This is a genomic window from Limnohabitans sp., assembly GCF_017848645.1.
Lineage (GTDB): Bacteria > Pseudomonadota > Gammaproteobacteria > Burkholderiales > Burkholderiaceae_C > Limnohabitans_A.
The window spans coordinates 59,311-74,081 of sequence record NZ_JAFEIF010000082.1 but is presented as its reverse complement, the minus strand read 5'-3'; the positions used below and the strand labels follow the sequence as shown (position 1 = coordinate 74,081).

Here is a 14,771-nt window from a genome sequence, read left to right as displayed (position 1 = left end):
TGCAAGCTCCCTCTCAACCAGACGTCATGCCCATCTGTGGCGACGACTACCCCCTGACCGAGAAGCAGCAAAAGCTGATGGCCTTGGCGCGGCAACTCGGCCGCGAGAAGTTCGCCCCCCGCGCCGCGCAGCTCGACCGCGACGCGCAGTTCCCGTTTGCCAATTACAACGACATGCGCGACTCGGGCTTGCTCGCGTTGTGCGTGCCCGAAGCGCATGGCGGCCAGGGTGCCGATTACGCCACCTATGCCATGGTCTCGGCCGAGATCGGTCGCTACTGCGGTGCCACCGCGCTCACCTTCAACATGCACGTCTGCACCATGCTCTGGAGCGGCTTGTTGTCTGAAGACCTGGAGATGACCCCCGAGCAGCGCGCCTCACACCGCCAGCACCAGGCCACGCACTTTGCGCGGGTGGTGAAAGACGGTGCGATCTACGCGCAGCCTTTTTCAGAAGGGGGCGCTGCAGCGTCAGGCGCTCAACCCTTCGGTACCCTCGCCGTCAAGGTCGATGGTGGTTGGAAGATCAACGGTAAAAAAATCTTCGCTTCCCTGTCGGACGCAGCCGATTACTTTGGCGTGTTGTGTACCGAGAAAAAAGAAGGCGCTGACCTCTCGCGCCGCGACACCCTGTACCTGGCCATACCCCGAACCGCGCCGGGCCTGACGATCGAAGGCGACTGGGACCCGCTGGGCATGCGCGCCACCGTGTCGCGCAATTTGATTTTCAAAGACGTGTTCGTGCCCGACGACGCGGCGCTCATGCCGCAAGGCCTGTACTTCCAAGCCGCCAGCCGATGGCCGCACATGTTCATGACGCTCTCGCCTACGTACATGGGCATCGCACAAGCGGCGTACGACTTCACCGTGGCTTATCTGCGTGGCGAGATTCCAGGCACGGGCCCCGTCAAGCGCCGCCAGTTCGCGACCAAGCAAATCGCCGTGGCCGAGATGTTCATCAAGCTCGAACAAACCCGCAACCTGTTCTTGCGCGCCATTGAAGACGCCAAGGTTGACCCGAGCAAATCCACCCGCCTGCGGGCCTATGCCGCGCAGTACACCATCATGGAGAACGCGCAAGACATCGCCCGTTTGGCCATCCGCACTTGTGGCGGTCAGTCCATGCTCAAGAGCCTTCCGCTCGAGCGCCTGTACCGCGATGCGCGTTGTGGCTCGCTCATGCTGCCCTGGACGGCCGAGCTGTGCCTGGACCGCATTGGCCGCGAAGCCCTGTACGAACCCGGCGAAAAAGACGAGTGATGCAGGCCCCCGAGACCAGCCCCCTCGCGGCCCGCTTTGCGCAGCTGGCGCAAGACTGCGGCACGCAACCCGCCATGACCTTCCGGGGCGATGAGCGCAAGGCTACTCAGACGGGTGACAGCACCTTCGCCTACGACTTTGCCAAGTTCTGGCAGCGCGTGGCACGCGTCACCGCGCACCTGCAATCCACCTGGGGCGTGCAGTCGGGTGACCGCGTGGCCTGGCTCGGCTTCAACCACGAGCTGCAGTTGGTCACGCTGGTTGCCTGCGCCCGTTTGGGAGCGGTGTTCTTGCCGCTCAACTTTCGCTTGGCCGTGCCCGAGTTGCAGCAGGTCATGCAAGACGCCCAGCCGCGCTTGCTGGTGCATGACAGCCACCATGCCGATACGGCGCAAGCGCTGCAAGGCGCGGACCTGCAGCACACGCACCACGACAGCCTGATTGCCACCGCCTCGCCTCGCGCCTTGCTGTTGCCCGTTGTGCACGGCGAGCTGCCGCTGCTGCAGGTCTACACCTCGGGCACCACAGGCGTGCCCAAGGGCGCGGTGCACACGCAAACCGCGCTGCTGGCCAATGCCCGCGCCAGTGCCTGGGCGCATGACTTTGTGCCCGGCGACAAAGTGCTGTCCACGTTGCCGATGTTCCATGTGGGCGGCCTGTGCATCCAGACCCTGCCCGCGCTGCTGGCGGGGGTGGAGGTGGTGCTGCATCCGCGCTTTGACCCATCCGCTTGGCTGGATGAAATGCACACGAGCCGCCCCACGCTGTCGCTCTTGGTGCCCGCCACCATGCGCGCCGTGTTTGAACACCCGCGCTGGGCGGACACCTCGCTCGCCTGCCTGCGCGGCATCATGACCGGCTCGTCCACCGTGCCAGTGGCTTACCTTGAAACGCTGCACGCACGCGGCGTGCCCGTGGGCCAGGTCTATGGCACCACCGAAACTGGACCTGTGTCCATCGTGCTGCGCCTGCCGGACGCCATGGCCCGCGTGGGCGCATCGGGCTGGCCGCACCCGGAGGCACAAGTCAAACTCATCGACGCTCAAGGGCAGGAAGTTGGCCGCCGCGAGACGGGCGAAGTCTGCATCCGCGCCACCAACCTGATGAGAGGCTACTGGCGTTCCGACGGCGAACTCAACACGGGCCTGCAAGACGGCTGGTTCCATTCCGGCGATCTGGGTCAGCGTGCCGAAGACGGCTGCATCACCATCGTGGGCCGCAGCAAAGACATGATCATCTCGGGCGGTGAAAACATCTACCCGGCCGAAATCGAAAACCAGCTCGTCACGCTGCGCGGCGTGGCCGAGAACGCGGTGGTCGGCGTGGCCGATGCCCGCTGGGGCGAAGTGCCCGTGGCGGTGCTGGTGCGCAGCCCAGACCCCGCAGGGCAGGCCCTGACGGCCGATGCCGTGCTGCAACACCTGCAAAGCCGCATCGCCCGCTTCAAGCTGCCGCGCCGCGTGGTCTTTGTGGACAGCCTGCCCAAGAGTGCCTTGGGCAAGGTGCAAAAGCCCGCTTTGCAGGCCCTTTTGACCGGGGCAAACCCTTAAAAACAGCCCCTTTATTCGCGTGGGTGACAGGCTTAGTGGGTCTGCATGGCATCATCATTTGATCCACTCAAACAAGGAGACCCATATGGTTCAACTGTCACGCCACTTCACCCGCCGTCCTGTCCTGGGCATGGCCGCGGCCATTTTGTTGTCGACCACGTCTGCAGCCTGGGCGCAAACCGCCTGGCCCAACAAACCCGTCAAGATCGTGGTGCCCTTTGCACCCGGCGGCACCACCGACATCCTGGCCCGCGCCATCGCCCCGGACCTGAGCAAAGCTTTTGGCCAGCAATTCGTCATCGAAAACAAGGGCGGCGCAGGCGGCAACCTGGGGGCCGAACAAGTGGCCAAGTCGGCTGGCGACGGCTACACCCTGCTCATGGGCACCGTGGGCACACACGGCATCAACCGCGCGCTGTACAGCAAGCTGCCCTACGACCCTTTCAAAGACTTCGCGCCCATCACCCTCGTGGCGGGCGTGCCCAACGTGATGGTGGTCAACGCCGAAAAAGCCGTGGCCAACAAGATCAACAACGTCAACGACTTCATCAAGTACGCCAAAGCCAACCCCGGCAAACTGAACATGGCCTCCAGTGGCAACGGCACCTCCATCCACCTGGCGGGCGAGTTGTTCAAGTCACAAACCGGCACCTTCATGGCGCACATTCCTTACCGGGGTTCTGCCCCAGCGCTGCTGGATTTGTCGGGTGGCACCATGGACGTGATGTTTGATAACCTGCCCTCTGCCATTCCGCTGATCAAAGGCGGCAAGCTCAAAGCCTTGGCGGTGACCAGTTCCCAGCGCTCGGCGGCCATGCCTGAGTTGCCCACCATCGAAGAAGCTGCGGGCCTCAAAGGCTTTGAAGCCAGTAGCTGGTTTGGTTTGTTGGCCCCCGCAGGCACGCCCCCCGATGTGGTCAGCCGCATCCAGCAAGAAGTCGCCAAGTCGCTCGCCACCCCCGCCATGAAAGAGCGCCTGGCCACTTTGGGCGCGATCCCCAGCGGCAACACGCCCGCGCAGTTTGCAGCCATGATTGAAGCGGAACACAAGAAGTGGGCCGATGTCGTCAAAGCCTCGGGTGCCAAGGTCGACTGATGGCCTGGTTTGAAGGCTTCGAGCGCCAGACGCTCACCGTGGCGGGCTTGCCAGTCTGCTTTCGGCAATCGGCCGATTGGGCCGCACAAGCGCACCTGCCCGTGCTGGTGTTGCTGCACGGCTTTCCGCAAACCCATGTCATGTGGCACCGCGTTGCGCAAAACCTGCGCGGCCGTTACCACCTGGTCATGCCCGACCTGCGGGGCTACGGCGATTCGTCGCACGCCGTGGGCGACGCCGAGCACGCGCACTACAGCAAACGCGCCATGGCGCAAGAAGTGGTGGGCCTGCTCGACGCCTTGGGCGTGAGCGATTTCTTCCTGTGTGGCCACGACCGGGGCGGACGCGTGGCGCACCGTTTGGCGCTGGACCATGCCCACCGCGTCAAGAAGTTGTGTGTGATCGACATCGCGCCTACGTTTGACATGTACAGCGGTCTGTGGGGCAAAACCCCTGAGGTCTCCGGCCCCGTGGCCGACCCGTACTTCGCATTTGCACAGGCCTACTACCACTGGTTCCACCTGACGCAGCCCGCGCCCCTGCCCGAGTTCATGATCGGCGGTAACCCCCAGGCTTATCTGCACGCCAAGCTCGGCGGCTGGGGCAGCCAGGGTCTGGGCTACATCGAAGCCGAGGCCTTGGCTGAATACGAGCGCGCCTTTTGCAACCCGGCGCTCAACGACAAGGGCTGGTCCGCCGCCATCCACAGCGCAGCCGAAGACTACCGCGCCAGCGCGGGCATTGACCTGCAGCACGACCGAGAAGGCCGAGAGCGTGGCGACAAAATCGCTTGCGATACGCTGGTTTTGTGGGGCAGCCGGGGCGTGGTCAACCGCATGTTCAAGCCCGTTGAGCTGTGGCAAGCGCAATGCGCTGGCCATGTGGCAGGTCAGGTCATGACCTCTGGCCACTTCATTCCCGAAGAACTGCCCGAAGGCACCAGCGACGCGCTGGCCAAATGGATGGTTTGATGCTGATGTCTTTGTAGGAGCGCACCCCGTGCGCGCTAGGCGGTGATCTGCTGTGGCCTCAAGCCCCACAGCACTTCTTGTACTTTTTCCCGCTGCCACAACTGCAAGCATCGTTGCGCCCGGGCGTGGCTTCCTTGATGACTTGCGCCACGCGCGGCCCGATGTTGCGCCAGATCTCACGCAGGTCGTACACCGCCCACAGCGCCTCGCCATAGGCGTTCAGCCGCTCTTCGCTCACGCTGGGTGGGCCGTCTTCTGACAAGGCCGACAGCGTGGGCACCGCTTCGTCGTCTTCGGTCAGCGCCACAACGGCTTCGAGCGACAGGTCGTACCACTTGGCCGCGTCCTTGTCCTTGGGCGTGGCCCACTCGTCGGGCCAGTTTTCCACCGCGAACATGAAGCCCAGAGCCCACACTTGCGCAAACGAAGGGATCTCGCTGTCTTCGATTTCTTCACGCTCTTCAGGCGGGAGTGAGGCGATCGCACCGCGCACATCCATCACCTCGGGCGCATAGGCCTTGTCGTCGTCCAGCGCCTCCACGGGCGTGTCGAGCGCGCGCTTGATTTCGTCAAAACGGCGCTGCCACAAAGCCATGAACTGCTGGCGCTGGGCGTCGTCGGCAAAGCTGCCGCCCTCGGCCTCATCCGGGTCAATGCCCAGCAGCATGGGCAGCCACTCGCTGTCGGGAATGGCGCGGCGGCAGCACACCAACGCCGCCATGAAGCCCTCGCAAAATTCCCACTGCGGCGTCTCTTCAAAGCGCTCGCGCAGGTCGTCCAGGATGTTGTCCAGGGTGTCAAAGTCTTCGGCTTCCAAGCCAGCGGTCGTGTTCATGGGGTGTTCCTGTTTTCAGACTTGGGATTGTAGGAGGGCCCCAGCAACGTGCGCTGGCACGTCCGATGGCATGCGTCGGTTTCTTCTGCAGCTGGGGGCACGCGTGCCCCCATGACCGGGCTGAGCATGTACTTTTTGACACAAAAAATCACAAGATCAACATGCAGCGAGATCTAGAATTTTGCACTTGTCTGTTTTTATTTGACTTGTATTCATGCAATGGTTCACTTTGGCGCTGCGTCGCTATGCCGTCTTTTCAGGCCGCTCACAGCGTGCCGAGTTTTGGTTTTTTATGCTTTTGAGCACACTGATTCAGGTGGCCCTGATGGTGTTGGATGACGCCATGGGCTGGGTCTTTCATGTCGACGGCATTGAAAACGGAGTCTCCAGCACCATCGCCCTGCTGGCGCTGCTCTTGCCCACACTCAGTGTGGGCGCACGCCGCTTGCACGACATCGGCAAAAGCGGCTGGTGGCAGCTGCTGATCTTGCTGCCCGTTGTGGGCTTCATCATCCTGTTGTTCTTCTGGGTTCGTGACGGACAGGCGGGTCAAAACTTGTACGGCAACAACCCCAAGCTGGCTTCTGGTTACTGAGCGTTTGTGCGCCTGATCGGCCCCGGTGCTGCAAAGCCCCGGGGCTTTTTCATGGGCGTTTGGCCACTCACCGCGACACCAACTGTCGCCCTGATCCGGAGAATCGTTTCCTCACATCAAGGAGGAAAACATGGCCACCAAAACACGCCTGAGCGCAGCCGCCCCATCCCGCAACACACTGCAAGAAGACGCCGACAACAGCATCATTCGGCTGTGGGTCCTGCGCATCCTGGTCTTGCTCAAAGGCGACCGCTTTTTCATCACACGCTACGGGTTTGAGGACACCGACCTGGCCCGCTGGCTCAGGTTGATGACCCCCGTGACCGACGAGGAGGAAGGCGAAGAAGCGCATCCCACGCAGGTCAAAATCCGCGTCACCCTGGCCCGCCTGCTGGCTCAAGCCGAACGGCGCGCCCACCAGATGCATGTACCCGCCACCTTGGCGGGCAACGTGGCACGCATCGCCGCACTCGTGGGGCTGTCCGATGTCGAGAGCCGCGTGTTGGAGTTCGCCATGCTGATCAAAGGCGACGTCCACTTGAGCCAGGCCACTGCGCATGTCAAAAACCTCGACAGCCAACGGCTCTACCAAGTTATGGCCACCATCCTTGACAAAGACCCTGTGGCCATTCGCCAAGCTTTGCGCAGTGAGGGGCTGCTGTCCAAAACGGGCTTGGTTGTTGTGGATGTGCAAGCCAACCATGCACTGGACTGCAAACTCGACCTGCTTTCCGACAAACTGCCCCACCGCTTGATCGAAAACGATTTGCAGCCCACCGATTGGCTCAAAGACATGATCGTGCCCAGCGGCCCCGGCCACCTGGACTTTGAAGACTACGCGCACTGCGCCAAAGCCCTGCAGGTGCTGCGCCCCTACTTGCGCCAAGCGCTCACCCAAAACCAGCGCGGCGTCAACGTGCTGCTGTACGGCCCACCCGGCACCGGCAAAACCCAGCTGGCCAAGCTCTTGGCCAAAGACATGGGCTGCGAGCTGTTTGAAGTCACCACCGAAGACGAAGACGAGGAACCCATCTCGGGGCGCAAACGCATCAAAGCCCTCAGCGCCACACACAGCCTGTTTGCCCAGCGCCAGGCGCTCGTCATGTTTGACGAAATCGAAGACGCCTTCAACAACCCCGAAAGCGACGAGCCCTCGTACGGTCACCGCCGCCGCAGCCCCGGTCAAACCAAAGGCTGGATCAACCGCCTGCTCGAAAACAACCACCTGCCCACCGTCTGGATCGGCAACTCGCTCATGGGCATGGACGCCGCCTTCATTCGCCGCTTCGACGTGGTGCTGGAAATGCCCGTGCCCCCACAAGCCCAGCGCGAACGCATCATCCGCAGCGCCAGCGGCGGCCTGCTGAGCGATGCCGCCGTCAAGCGCATCGCCCAATCCGAAGTCCTGGCCCCGGCTGTGGTCACGCGCACCAGCCGCGTCATCCAAAGCATCGCCACGCAACTGCCCGAAGGCCAGGTCATCCCCGCCCTGGAGCAGCTCATCAACCAAACACTGCAAGCACAAAGCCACCCCACACTGGCCCGCCACAACCCCCACAGCCTGCCCGAGGTGTACGACCCCACCTTCGTCAACACCGACACCGACCTCTTGGCCATGGCCGCCCAACTGCGCCAACACCAAACCGGGCGCATCTGCCTGTACGGGCCGCCCGGTACGGGCAAAACCGCTTACGGCCGTTGGCTGGCCCAAGAGCTGGGCAAACCCCTGCACGTCAAACGCGCCTCTGACCTCATCAGCATGTGGGTGGGCGAGACCGAAAAAAACCTGGCCAAAGCCTTCGCCCAGGCCGAAGAAGCCGACGCCTTGCTGCTGATCGATGAGGTCGACACCTTCTTGCAAAACCGCGAAGGCGCCCAGCGCAGCTGGGAAGTCAGCCAAGTCAACGAAATGCTCACGCAAATGGAAAGCTTTGGCGGCGTGTTCATCGCGTCCACCAACCTGATGGCCGGGCTCGACAGCGCCGCGCTGCGCCGTTTTGACCTCAAGCTCAAGTTTGACTACCTCCAAACCCCGCAAGCCCTGCAACTGCTGCAGCGCCACTGCCAACACATGGGCCTGAGCGAACCAACGCCCCAAGACCGCCAAGCCCTGGCCGCGCTGGGCCAACTCACCCCCGGCGACTACGCCGCCGTGGTGCGCCAAAGCCGTCTGCGCCCCATCCAGAGCGCCAGCCACATGGTGCAAGCCCTGGCCGAAGAGTGCGCCCTCAAACCCGGCGCAAAAACCCGCAGCATCGGCTTCATCGCCTGAGCCGCGCCCATTCCCCCACGGGTCCCGCTCCTCGCAGGAGCCCACCTCGTGGGCGATAGGGCGTGGCGCACGCCCTATCGCCCGCCCATAAAAACGTACAAATTGAATCAAATTAGGGATATCCATCCCCAGTAAGTACGCATTTACAAGTGATACTTTGTCACTGCTTTTTTGACCGCCCGCCCACCATGACCAGCCCCAAGACCAAACCCAAAACCATGGAGACCACGCTGCTAGCCCTGGCTTTGCTGCGGCGCATCCCGCGTGGGCGCAAAGTCAACAGCCGCGAACTGCGCGAAGCCCTGACCGCCGAAGGCTTTGAGCGCGACGAACGCAGCATCCAACGCCTGCTCAAAACCCTGAGCGAGGCATTCGACATCGACCGCGACGAGCGCAGCATCCCCTTCGGCTACGAATGGAAAAGCAAAGCGGCCGGCTTCATGCTGCCCGCCCTCAGCAAACAAGAATCCCTCATGCTCATGCTGGCCGAGCAACAACTGCGCCCCCTGCTGCCGCCCAGCGTCATGCAATCGATGAACGGCTTTTTTGAACAAGCCCGCGCCAACCTCGCCCCGCACCAAAACGCCACCCTCGAAAAACAGTGGCTCCAAAAAGTGCGCGTCGTCAGCGAAACCCAGCCCCTGCTGCCGCCCCAAATCACCGAAGGCGTGCTGGAGCAAACCAGCCAAGCCCTCTACAACAACCAATGGCTGGAGCTGGACTACACCAACGCCAAAGAAGAGCGCAAACAACACCGCGTCATGCCTCTGGGCCTGGCCCAACAAGGCCCGCGTATCTATTTGGTGTGCCGCTTTGACGGCTACGACAACGAACGCAGCATGGCCCTGCACCGCATCCACAGCGCCAAGGCCAGCACGCTCACCTTCGAGCGCCCCGACTTTGACCTGGCCCGCTACGACGCCGACGGGCGCTTTGCCATCGCCAACGGTGAGCGTATGCGCCTGAGCTTCGTCATCGACAAAGCCCCCGGCAAACACCTGCTCGAATCGCACCTGTCCGAAGACCAAACCCACACCGAAACCGATGACGGTTACCTCATCACCGCCACCGTGGTGCAGACCCTGCTGCTTGACCGCTGGCTGCTCAGCTTTGGTGGGCAGATTCGGGATGTGCAAAAAACTGCGGTGGGTGCATGACCCCCCACCTCATCAAATCCCTGCTCAACAACTATCGCCAATGCCCGCGCAGCCTGTGGCTGGAGCTGCGTGACCGGCGTGCTGTGCGCGAAGGCCGTGCGCCGGTGGTGCAGGCGCAGTACAGCGCCGACACGCTCAAGCGCTTTGCCGAAGGGCATGTGGTCGTGCGCACTGCGCAGGCCATGTGGCCTGATGGCTTGAATGTGGAAGAGGCAGCTCTGCAGGCTAGCGGCGGCCAGCGGCGCGATCTGGGTCGGGCACGCGCCCTCACACAGCAGGCCATGGCCCACAAGAAGCCTCTGTTTGAAGCCACTTTCGAGCATGATAGCCTGCTGGTGCAGGCCGATGTGATGGTGCCCATGCGTGGCGCTTGGCAGATGCTCGAAGTCAAATCCAGCACCAGCACCAGCACCAGCCCCAAGGCCTACCACCATGCCGACCTGGCGACCCAGACCTGGGTGGCGCAGCAGACTGGCGTGCCCCTCAAGTGGGAGGGCCTGCTGCTCGTCAAAAAAGGCTTTGAGCTGCAGCAGCCCGGCGACTACACCGGATTTTTGCAGCTACACGACGACGCCGAATTGCGTGCCAGTGTGGACGAACACCTGGAGACCATGCCCGCCATACTGAATGCCGCCCGCATGGTGGCACTGCAGCACAAAGAGCCGGTCAAGCACCAGCCTGGCACGCAATGCACCGACCCGTTTGAATGTACTTACATCGGCCACTGCACCGGGGCCGACCAGACCCCGCCCAGCGATGTGGTGCCGATCCGCTTAAACAAAGACATCGGCCAGGCCAAAGCGCAGCACCTGTTAGACGCCGGCCACACCGACCTGCCCCGCGTGCCCGAAGAATTCATCGCCCAACTCTGGCACGACAAAAGTGAAGCTCAAATCGTCAACCGCCGTCTGGCGCAGGCTGTGTGCAGCGGCCAACCCTTAATCGACGCACCCGGCGTGCGCCAAGCGTTGGCACGCTACAGCTGGCCCGTGCAACACCTGGACTTTGAAACCATCAACCTGACCGCCCCGGTGTGGCCCGGCAGCCGCAGCGGGCAACAGATCCCGTTTCAGTACAGCGTGCATGTGCAGGCCGCAAGCAGCAAGGTGCTGGCGCACCGCGAACTTCTAGACACCACCGGCCACGACCCGCGCCGCGCCCTGGCCGAAAAGCTGGTCAAAGACCAGAGCCCCGCCAGCACCATCCTGGCCTGGAAAGCTAGCTTTGAACGCGGCGTGATCCGCGAACTGGCCACCCAGTTTGGCGACCTGGCAGAGCCGCTGATGCGCCTACACGCGCAAATTGAAGACCTGCTGCCCCTGCTGGTGCCGGGCATGGGCTACGACCAGCTGGACGGCGTGCAAAACGGCGGCGATGCGCAAGTCGGCTACCTTCGGGCGGCGGCGCCTAAGGCGGTGCGCCAGGCAAATAACTATTCAGATGCCGAACGGGAAACCAAAATCGGTCACATGTGCCGCTATTGCCAGCTGGATACCGAAGGCATGAAGGCCATCGTGGCGCGGCTGATGCCCAAGCCATGGCCCACACCCAGCAGGAGTCAACAGCATGAGCAAATGCCGGTATTGCAACTTGTCATCGTTCGGCTCAGGCTGCCCGCACAGCCCCACCAAAAAGCACGAACACAACGGCGACGAAAAGAATGCGCGTTCTGCAATGCATCGTCCTACGGCAGCGGTTGCGCGCACAGCATGACCAAAAAACACCGGCATGGCAGCGGGGCGAACAAATGCCGCTGGTGCGGATCGACCTCGGCGGGGAGTGGGTGTCCGTATTCGCCTTCGGGGAAGCATGAGAAGTGAAATGACGAAAGTAATTTATGGCACGACAGAACACTAATTTTTTTTCTTCAATACAAAGAAAATTCAAGGCCGAATTTCATGGAAGATATATTGGGAATATTATTGAGCAAATTGCATCCAAGCGAATAGAGGTGATTTTTCCATTGTTTAATATTGCACCACTCGAGAACAGGTGGAAGAAAAAGGAATTGCAGGATGTTACGACTGAGTTTTCTTATTTAGTCAATAAAGAGCGGATTGACGTTGAAGATGATGGGAAGGATCGTCGTGCGGATCTTGCCATTGAGCTGGATTCCGGCAGTAAGAAAGGAATAATACTGGTTGAAATTAAGATCAAAGATGGATTCTTACCTGGGCAATTGGATCAATATATAAATTGGGCAAAAGGACGTCAGAAAATTGAGGACCGAGCCGTTGTGTTTTTGACAGCATTTCCTCTAGCAGAATCTGAACGGTGTTGCATTGAAATGAACTCGAAATATGTGGCTCATATGTATTTTTCAGAATTAAATGATAAGTTGCGTTCTGGTAGCTTAAATTCAGAGTTAGTAGATTTTTTTGTTGATTATCTTTGTCAAGAAGGATATGCCATGTATCAGTTGCCTATAAATGATGAAAAAAATAATAATGATTACGACGCATTGCTATCATTTATGGTTTTTACGTTTCTTCCGCATGCAAGCGGCAAAGGCAGGGCTTCTTCTGCTAAGAAAATCAGTCGTGGACCAGAGGTTTTTGGTAATTTGGTACAAAACTGGCAACAAGTCTCTGATCGTCTTGCAGATTTGAAGTTGGGTGCTGAGCGACGTCCCACTATCCGTTATTTTCCACAGCAAGGCAGTCAATCTCTTGATGAGGATGGATTGGATCTTTCCGAGGAAAATTTATTGGATTATCGTAGGGGCGTTAGAAAATATAAAAAGTGGGGTAGATTTTGGTTGACGGCAGATAGAGTGCTTGAGGGGAGTGTACGTATTGAGTGGGGTCAAATTATTGAAATTAAACAGGGCGCAAGCGAAGGGAATATTGATATTGATTGTTACCTTTATGCTTTGATCCGTGATGGTTTAATACAAATTTCTTCTGAAAAAATAAAAATTAAAGGAGGAATTGAAAATAGAAATCTTTATTCCTCCGAGGTGTTTGTCCATGAGCTTTCCAAGGTGTTGGCTCGTGTTAAAGGTAAGGCATTGAGTGAAGGGGCTGTTGTTGCAGATTCTATTCGTTCAAAGTTGCAAGGCATTTTGAAGGAGTGATTTCATAGAGAATATTGAATATTTTTTTTCAAAAGACCTTGAGCTATTTTATACAACAGCAATAGGTATAAGTTACATAGGTTGATTTTCTGGAATAAGAAAGTTCCTGAAATTTCCGGGTGGCATCCAGTATAAAATGGCATGAGGTGTGTGTTTGGCTAAAAACTTTTTTATTGGGATGGGAATCAATGGTAAAAACCGCTTTCATCAATTGAGTCGCCTGAATCTGCGGGGGGTTAAAAGCAAGAGAATTTTCTGATGGTTTGCACCCTGGTGGTTGTAGAGACTAGTTTCAAAAGGCCCATAATTAGGAGTCACGGGAATAACGGTCGGGTTATTTAATGCCTAGCACCCCTTACGCCTTCCCATCAGCTCTTCTTGCCAAACAACAAGGTGAGTCAGGTGCCCAAACGCTCAGCCGGCCAGCGCTGCTGTCCAATAGGTTGTCTGCCTGCAAAGCCCTACCATACGCAGAAAAAAACCGTATGGCCACGGCACACACCTCTCCGACGTCGTTGCCCAAACGACTCAGCACTTCTATTCGATTTTGCAAATTCGATTCAACGTTTTAGCAAACCCCACATAACCCATTTTGAGCATGTGCTTAGCGGTGTTTTTGTTTGTGGCTTATTTGCTAGACAGGGTGAGCTTTCTCGCTCACAACGGGCCTTTTTGTTATTTTCAATTGGCTCTCTTTTTCCAGCCCAATACATACAGCTACCACAAATTTTTTGTGTTGCTGGGAAATCTTGTGTAGGCATATAAACATCCTTTAAAAGGTTTAAATTATAATAAACTCTGATCTAGGGAAACTCTGCATAACTCACCGTTCTGTGTGCTTGGCGTAAGGCCCGTCTGAGGCATGACTGTGTGCCCGTCCAAGTGGTTGGCAACCCTGTTTCTATTGTTCACAAAACCACCGACCCCGACACGCCCTGTCGGGGTTAAGCCGAAACTAAAGACCTTTCAACAGGAGGTCTCATGCAAACACACATCACCCGGTCTACTGGCAACATCATCTGGTCTGCAACGGCCACATCCAAAATTCAACACGCGATCTTTGCATTGGTGCTTGCTGCTGCGACAGGCGTGGCGCAAGCCAATCCCTTGATGGGCCTGGCGGGCATCAATGGCGTGGTTGATGCGGTTAAGCGCACGACAGAGAGCGTCAAGCTCGTGATGAGCCCCGCTCCCGCGAAGCCTGCCAAACCCAAAATCATGCTGCTCGGTGCCGACAAAATTGAGCGCGGAATGACACGCGAAATGGTGTTGTCGCTGGTGGGCGAGCCTGCCCAAAGTGGACGCGCGTCAGGCCAGAAACTGCGCGATGTCTACAAAGTACCGCGAAACGGTCTTTGTACCGTAGACCAAGTTGAGATCACTTACACCGCGCTGGGCGGGGTGGAGGAGATTCGCCAAATGTGTGGTGATGTCACGTCCAACGAAAACCGTCGTGCCCGGTATTCCTTCTTGCTGGAGCTGCCCCCCATCTTTGATGGCGTTGCCGTGAACATGCCGCGTGACCAGGTGAGTGCCATCCTGGGCGCTCCAGCCGGCAGCCGCAACGGGCAAAACGCGCTGGAGTTTGTGGATGTCTACGTTTTTGCGGGTGAAGAAGCCCTGCTGGTCTACAACAAAGGCGAAAAGCTCTTGCGCACTGTGCGCTGGAACGGCACAGATCTGACTTTGCCTCGCATTCAACGGGCTGATCACTTTGAGGCTGCGCAAAACAGGTGAGCCTCGTAAGAATGACAGTTACAGGTCAACTTGTGAGTCATGCAACCAAATGCCCGCATCTGCGGGCATTTGAAAAAATGCAGGTCCTGAGTTCGAGGGGCCCACCCGTTTCGGGCTGTTGCCATTGCTGCCAACCTCTACCAGTCTCACGCTCACCTGCGAAACAGATTTTAGTTAAAGAAATACGTCCAATCCCCTTGGCTTTTTAACAATCTCCATGTAT

The 14,771-nt window shown here is 58.9% G+C and carries 11 protein-coding genes; 10 read left to right on the top strand and 1 reads right to left on the bottom strand.

Going from position 1 to position 14,771, the window contains the following annotated elements:
* The first annotated feature begins 26 nt into the window (after positions 1-26).
* The 4 genes from QZ190_RS17640 (at position 27) to QZ190_RS17625 (ending at position 4,876) form a co-directional block, all read left to right on the top strand.
* Entirely contained in the window at positions 27-1,259 is a 1,233-nt protein-coding gene (locus tag QZ190_RS17640; RefSeq protein ID WP_291919146.1) for an acyl-CoA dehydrogenase family protein, read from the top strand.
* Entirely contained in the window at positions 1,259-2,809 is a 1,551-nt protein-coding gene (locus tag QZ190_RS17635) for a class I adenylate-forming enzyme family protein (RefSeq protein WP_291919050.1), read from the top strand. Before QZ190_RS17640 ends, QZ190_RS17635 begins: the two co-directional genes overlap by 1 nt.
* Positions 2,810-2,939: 130 nt before the next feature.
* The gene (locus QZ190_RS17630; protein ID WP_291919143.1) at positions 2,940-3,905 is read left to right on the top strand and encodes a tripartite tricarboxylate transporter substrate binding protein; all 966 of its coding nucleotides are present in this window, start codon (positions 2,940-2,942) and stop codon (positions 3,903-3,905) included.
* Positions 3,905-4,876 carry an alpha/beta hydrolase gene (locus tag QZ190_RS17625; RefSeq protein WP_291919048.1) on the top strand — a complete coding sequence of 324 codons (972 nt, stop codon included), beginning with the start codon at positions 3,905-3,907 and terminating at the stop codon, positions 4,874-4,876. The genes QZ190_RS17630 and QZ190_RS17625 overlap by 1 nt, the downstream gene beginning before the upstream one ends.
* Positions 4,877-4,934: 58 nt before the next feature.
* Here the strand turns inward: QZ190_RS17625 and QZ190_RS17620 are convergent, their stop codons facing one another.
* Complete coding sequence (locus QZ190_RS17620; RefSeq protein ID WP_291919046.1) at positions 4,935-5,711, bottom strand: UPF0149 family protein; 777 nt, start codon at positions 5,709-5,711, stop codon at positions 4,935-4,937.
* A 214-nt stretch (positions 5,712-5,925) separates the two neighbouring features.
* Between QZ190_RS17620 and QZ190_RS17615 the strand changes: the two genes are divergently transcribed.
* The 6 genes from QZ190_RS17615 to QZ190_RS17590 all read left to right on the top strand — a co-directional run bounded on the left by QZ190_RS17615 (position 5,926) and on the right by QZ190_RS17590 (position 14,548).
* A complete protein-coding gene (locus QZ190_RS17615) occupies positions 5,926-6,306 on the top strand; it encodes a DUF805 domain-containing protein (RefSeq protein WP_291919044.1) in 381 nt (126 codons plus the stop codon).
* Between the two features lie 130 nt (positions 6,307-6,436).
* Positions 6,437-8,578, top strand: a complete 2,142-nt coding sequence (locus tag QZ190_RS17610) for an AAA family ATPase (RefSeq protein ID WP_291919041.1) — start codon at positions 6,437-6,439, stop codon at positions 8,576-8,578.
* Positions 8,579-8,766: 188 nt separating this feature from the next.
* Positions 8,767-9,735 carry a WYL domain-containing protein gene (locus QZ190_RS17605; RefSeq protein ID WP_291919038.1) on the top strand — a complete coding sequence of 323 codons (969 nt, stop codon included), beginning with the start codon at positions 8,767-8,769 and terminating at the stop codon, positions 9,733-9,735.
* The gene (locus QZ190_RS17600) at positions 9,732-11,555 is read left to right on the top strand and encodes a DUF2779 domain-containing protein (protein WP_291919036.1); all 1,824 of its coding nucleotides are present in this window, start codon (positions 9,732-9,734) and stop codon (positions 11,553-11,555) included. The genes QZ190_RS17605 and QZ190_RS17600 overlap by 4 nt, the downstream gene beginning before the upstream one ends.
* Positions 11,556-11,572: 17 nt before the next feature.
* Positions 11,573-12,811, top strand: coding sequence for a hypothetical protein (locus QZ190_RS17595; RefSeq protein WP_291919034.1), 1,239 nt, complete (start codon positions 11,573-11,575; stop codon positions 12,809-12,811).
* Positions 12,812-13,792: 981 nt separating this feature from the next.
* The gene (locus QZ190_RS17590; RefSeq protein ID WP_291919032.1) at positions 13,793-14,548 is read left to right on the top strand and encodes a hypothetical protein; all 756 of its coding nucleotides are present in this window, start codon (positions 13,793-13,795) and stop codon (positions 14,546-14,548) included.
* Positions 14,549-14,771 lie beyond the last annotated feature (223 nt).

What these genes read in the sequence shown, in the direction of transcription:
- QZ190_RS17615 (WP_291919044.1), top strand. Translation starts at nt 5,926, where the DNA reads ATGCAATGGTTCACTTTGGCGCTGCGTCGCTATGCCGTCTTTTCAGGC.
- QZ190_RS17590 (WP_291919032.1), top strand. Translation starts at nt 13,793, where the DNA reads ATGCAAACACACATCACCCGGTCTACTGGCAACATCATCTGGTCTGCA.
- QZ190_RS17635 (WP_291919050.1), top strand. Translation starts at nt 1,259, where the DNA reads ATGCAGGCCCCCGAGACCAGCCCCCTCGCGGCCCGCTTTGCGCAGCTG.
- QZ190_RS17620 (WP_291919046.1), bottom strand. Translation starts at nt 5,711, where the DNA reads ATGAACACGACCGCTGGCTTGGAAGCCGAAGACTTTGACACCCTGGAC.
- QZ190_RS17600 (WP_291919036.1), top strand. Translation starts at nt 9,732, where the DNA reads ATGACCCCCCACCTCATCAAATCCCTGCTCAACAACTATCGCCAATGC.
- QZ190_RS17630 (WP_291919143.1), top strand. Translation starts at nt 2,940, where the DNA reads ATGGCCGCGGCCATTTTGTTGTCGACCACGTCTGCAGCCTGGGCGCAA.
- QZ190_RS17595 (WP_291919034.1), top strand. Translation starts at nt 11,573, where the DNA reads ATGGCACGACAGAACACTAATTTTTTTTCTTCAATACAAAGAAAATTC.
- QZ190_RS17610 (WP_291919041.1), top strand. Translation starts at nt 6,437, where the DNA reads ATGGCCACCAAAACACGCCTGAGCGCAGCCGCCCCATCCCGCAACACA.
- QZ190_RS17625 (WP_291919048.1), top strand. Translation starts at nt 3,905, where the DNA reads ATGGCCTGGTTTGAAGGCTTCGAGCGCCAGACGCTCACCGTGGCGGGC.
- QZ190_RS17640 (WP_291919146.1), top strand. Translation starts at nt 27, where the DNA reads ATGCCCATCTGTGGCGACGACTACCCCCTGACCGAGAAGCAGCAAAAG.
- QZ190_RS17605 (WP_291919038.1), top strand. Translation starts at nt 8,767, where the DNA reads ATGACCAGCCCCAAGACCAAACCCAAAACCATGGAGACCACGCTGCTA.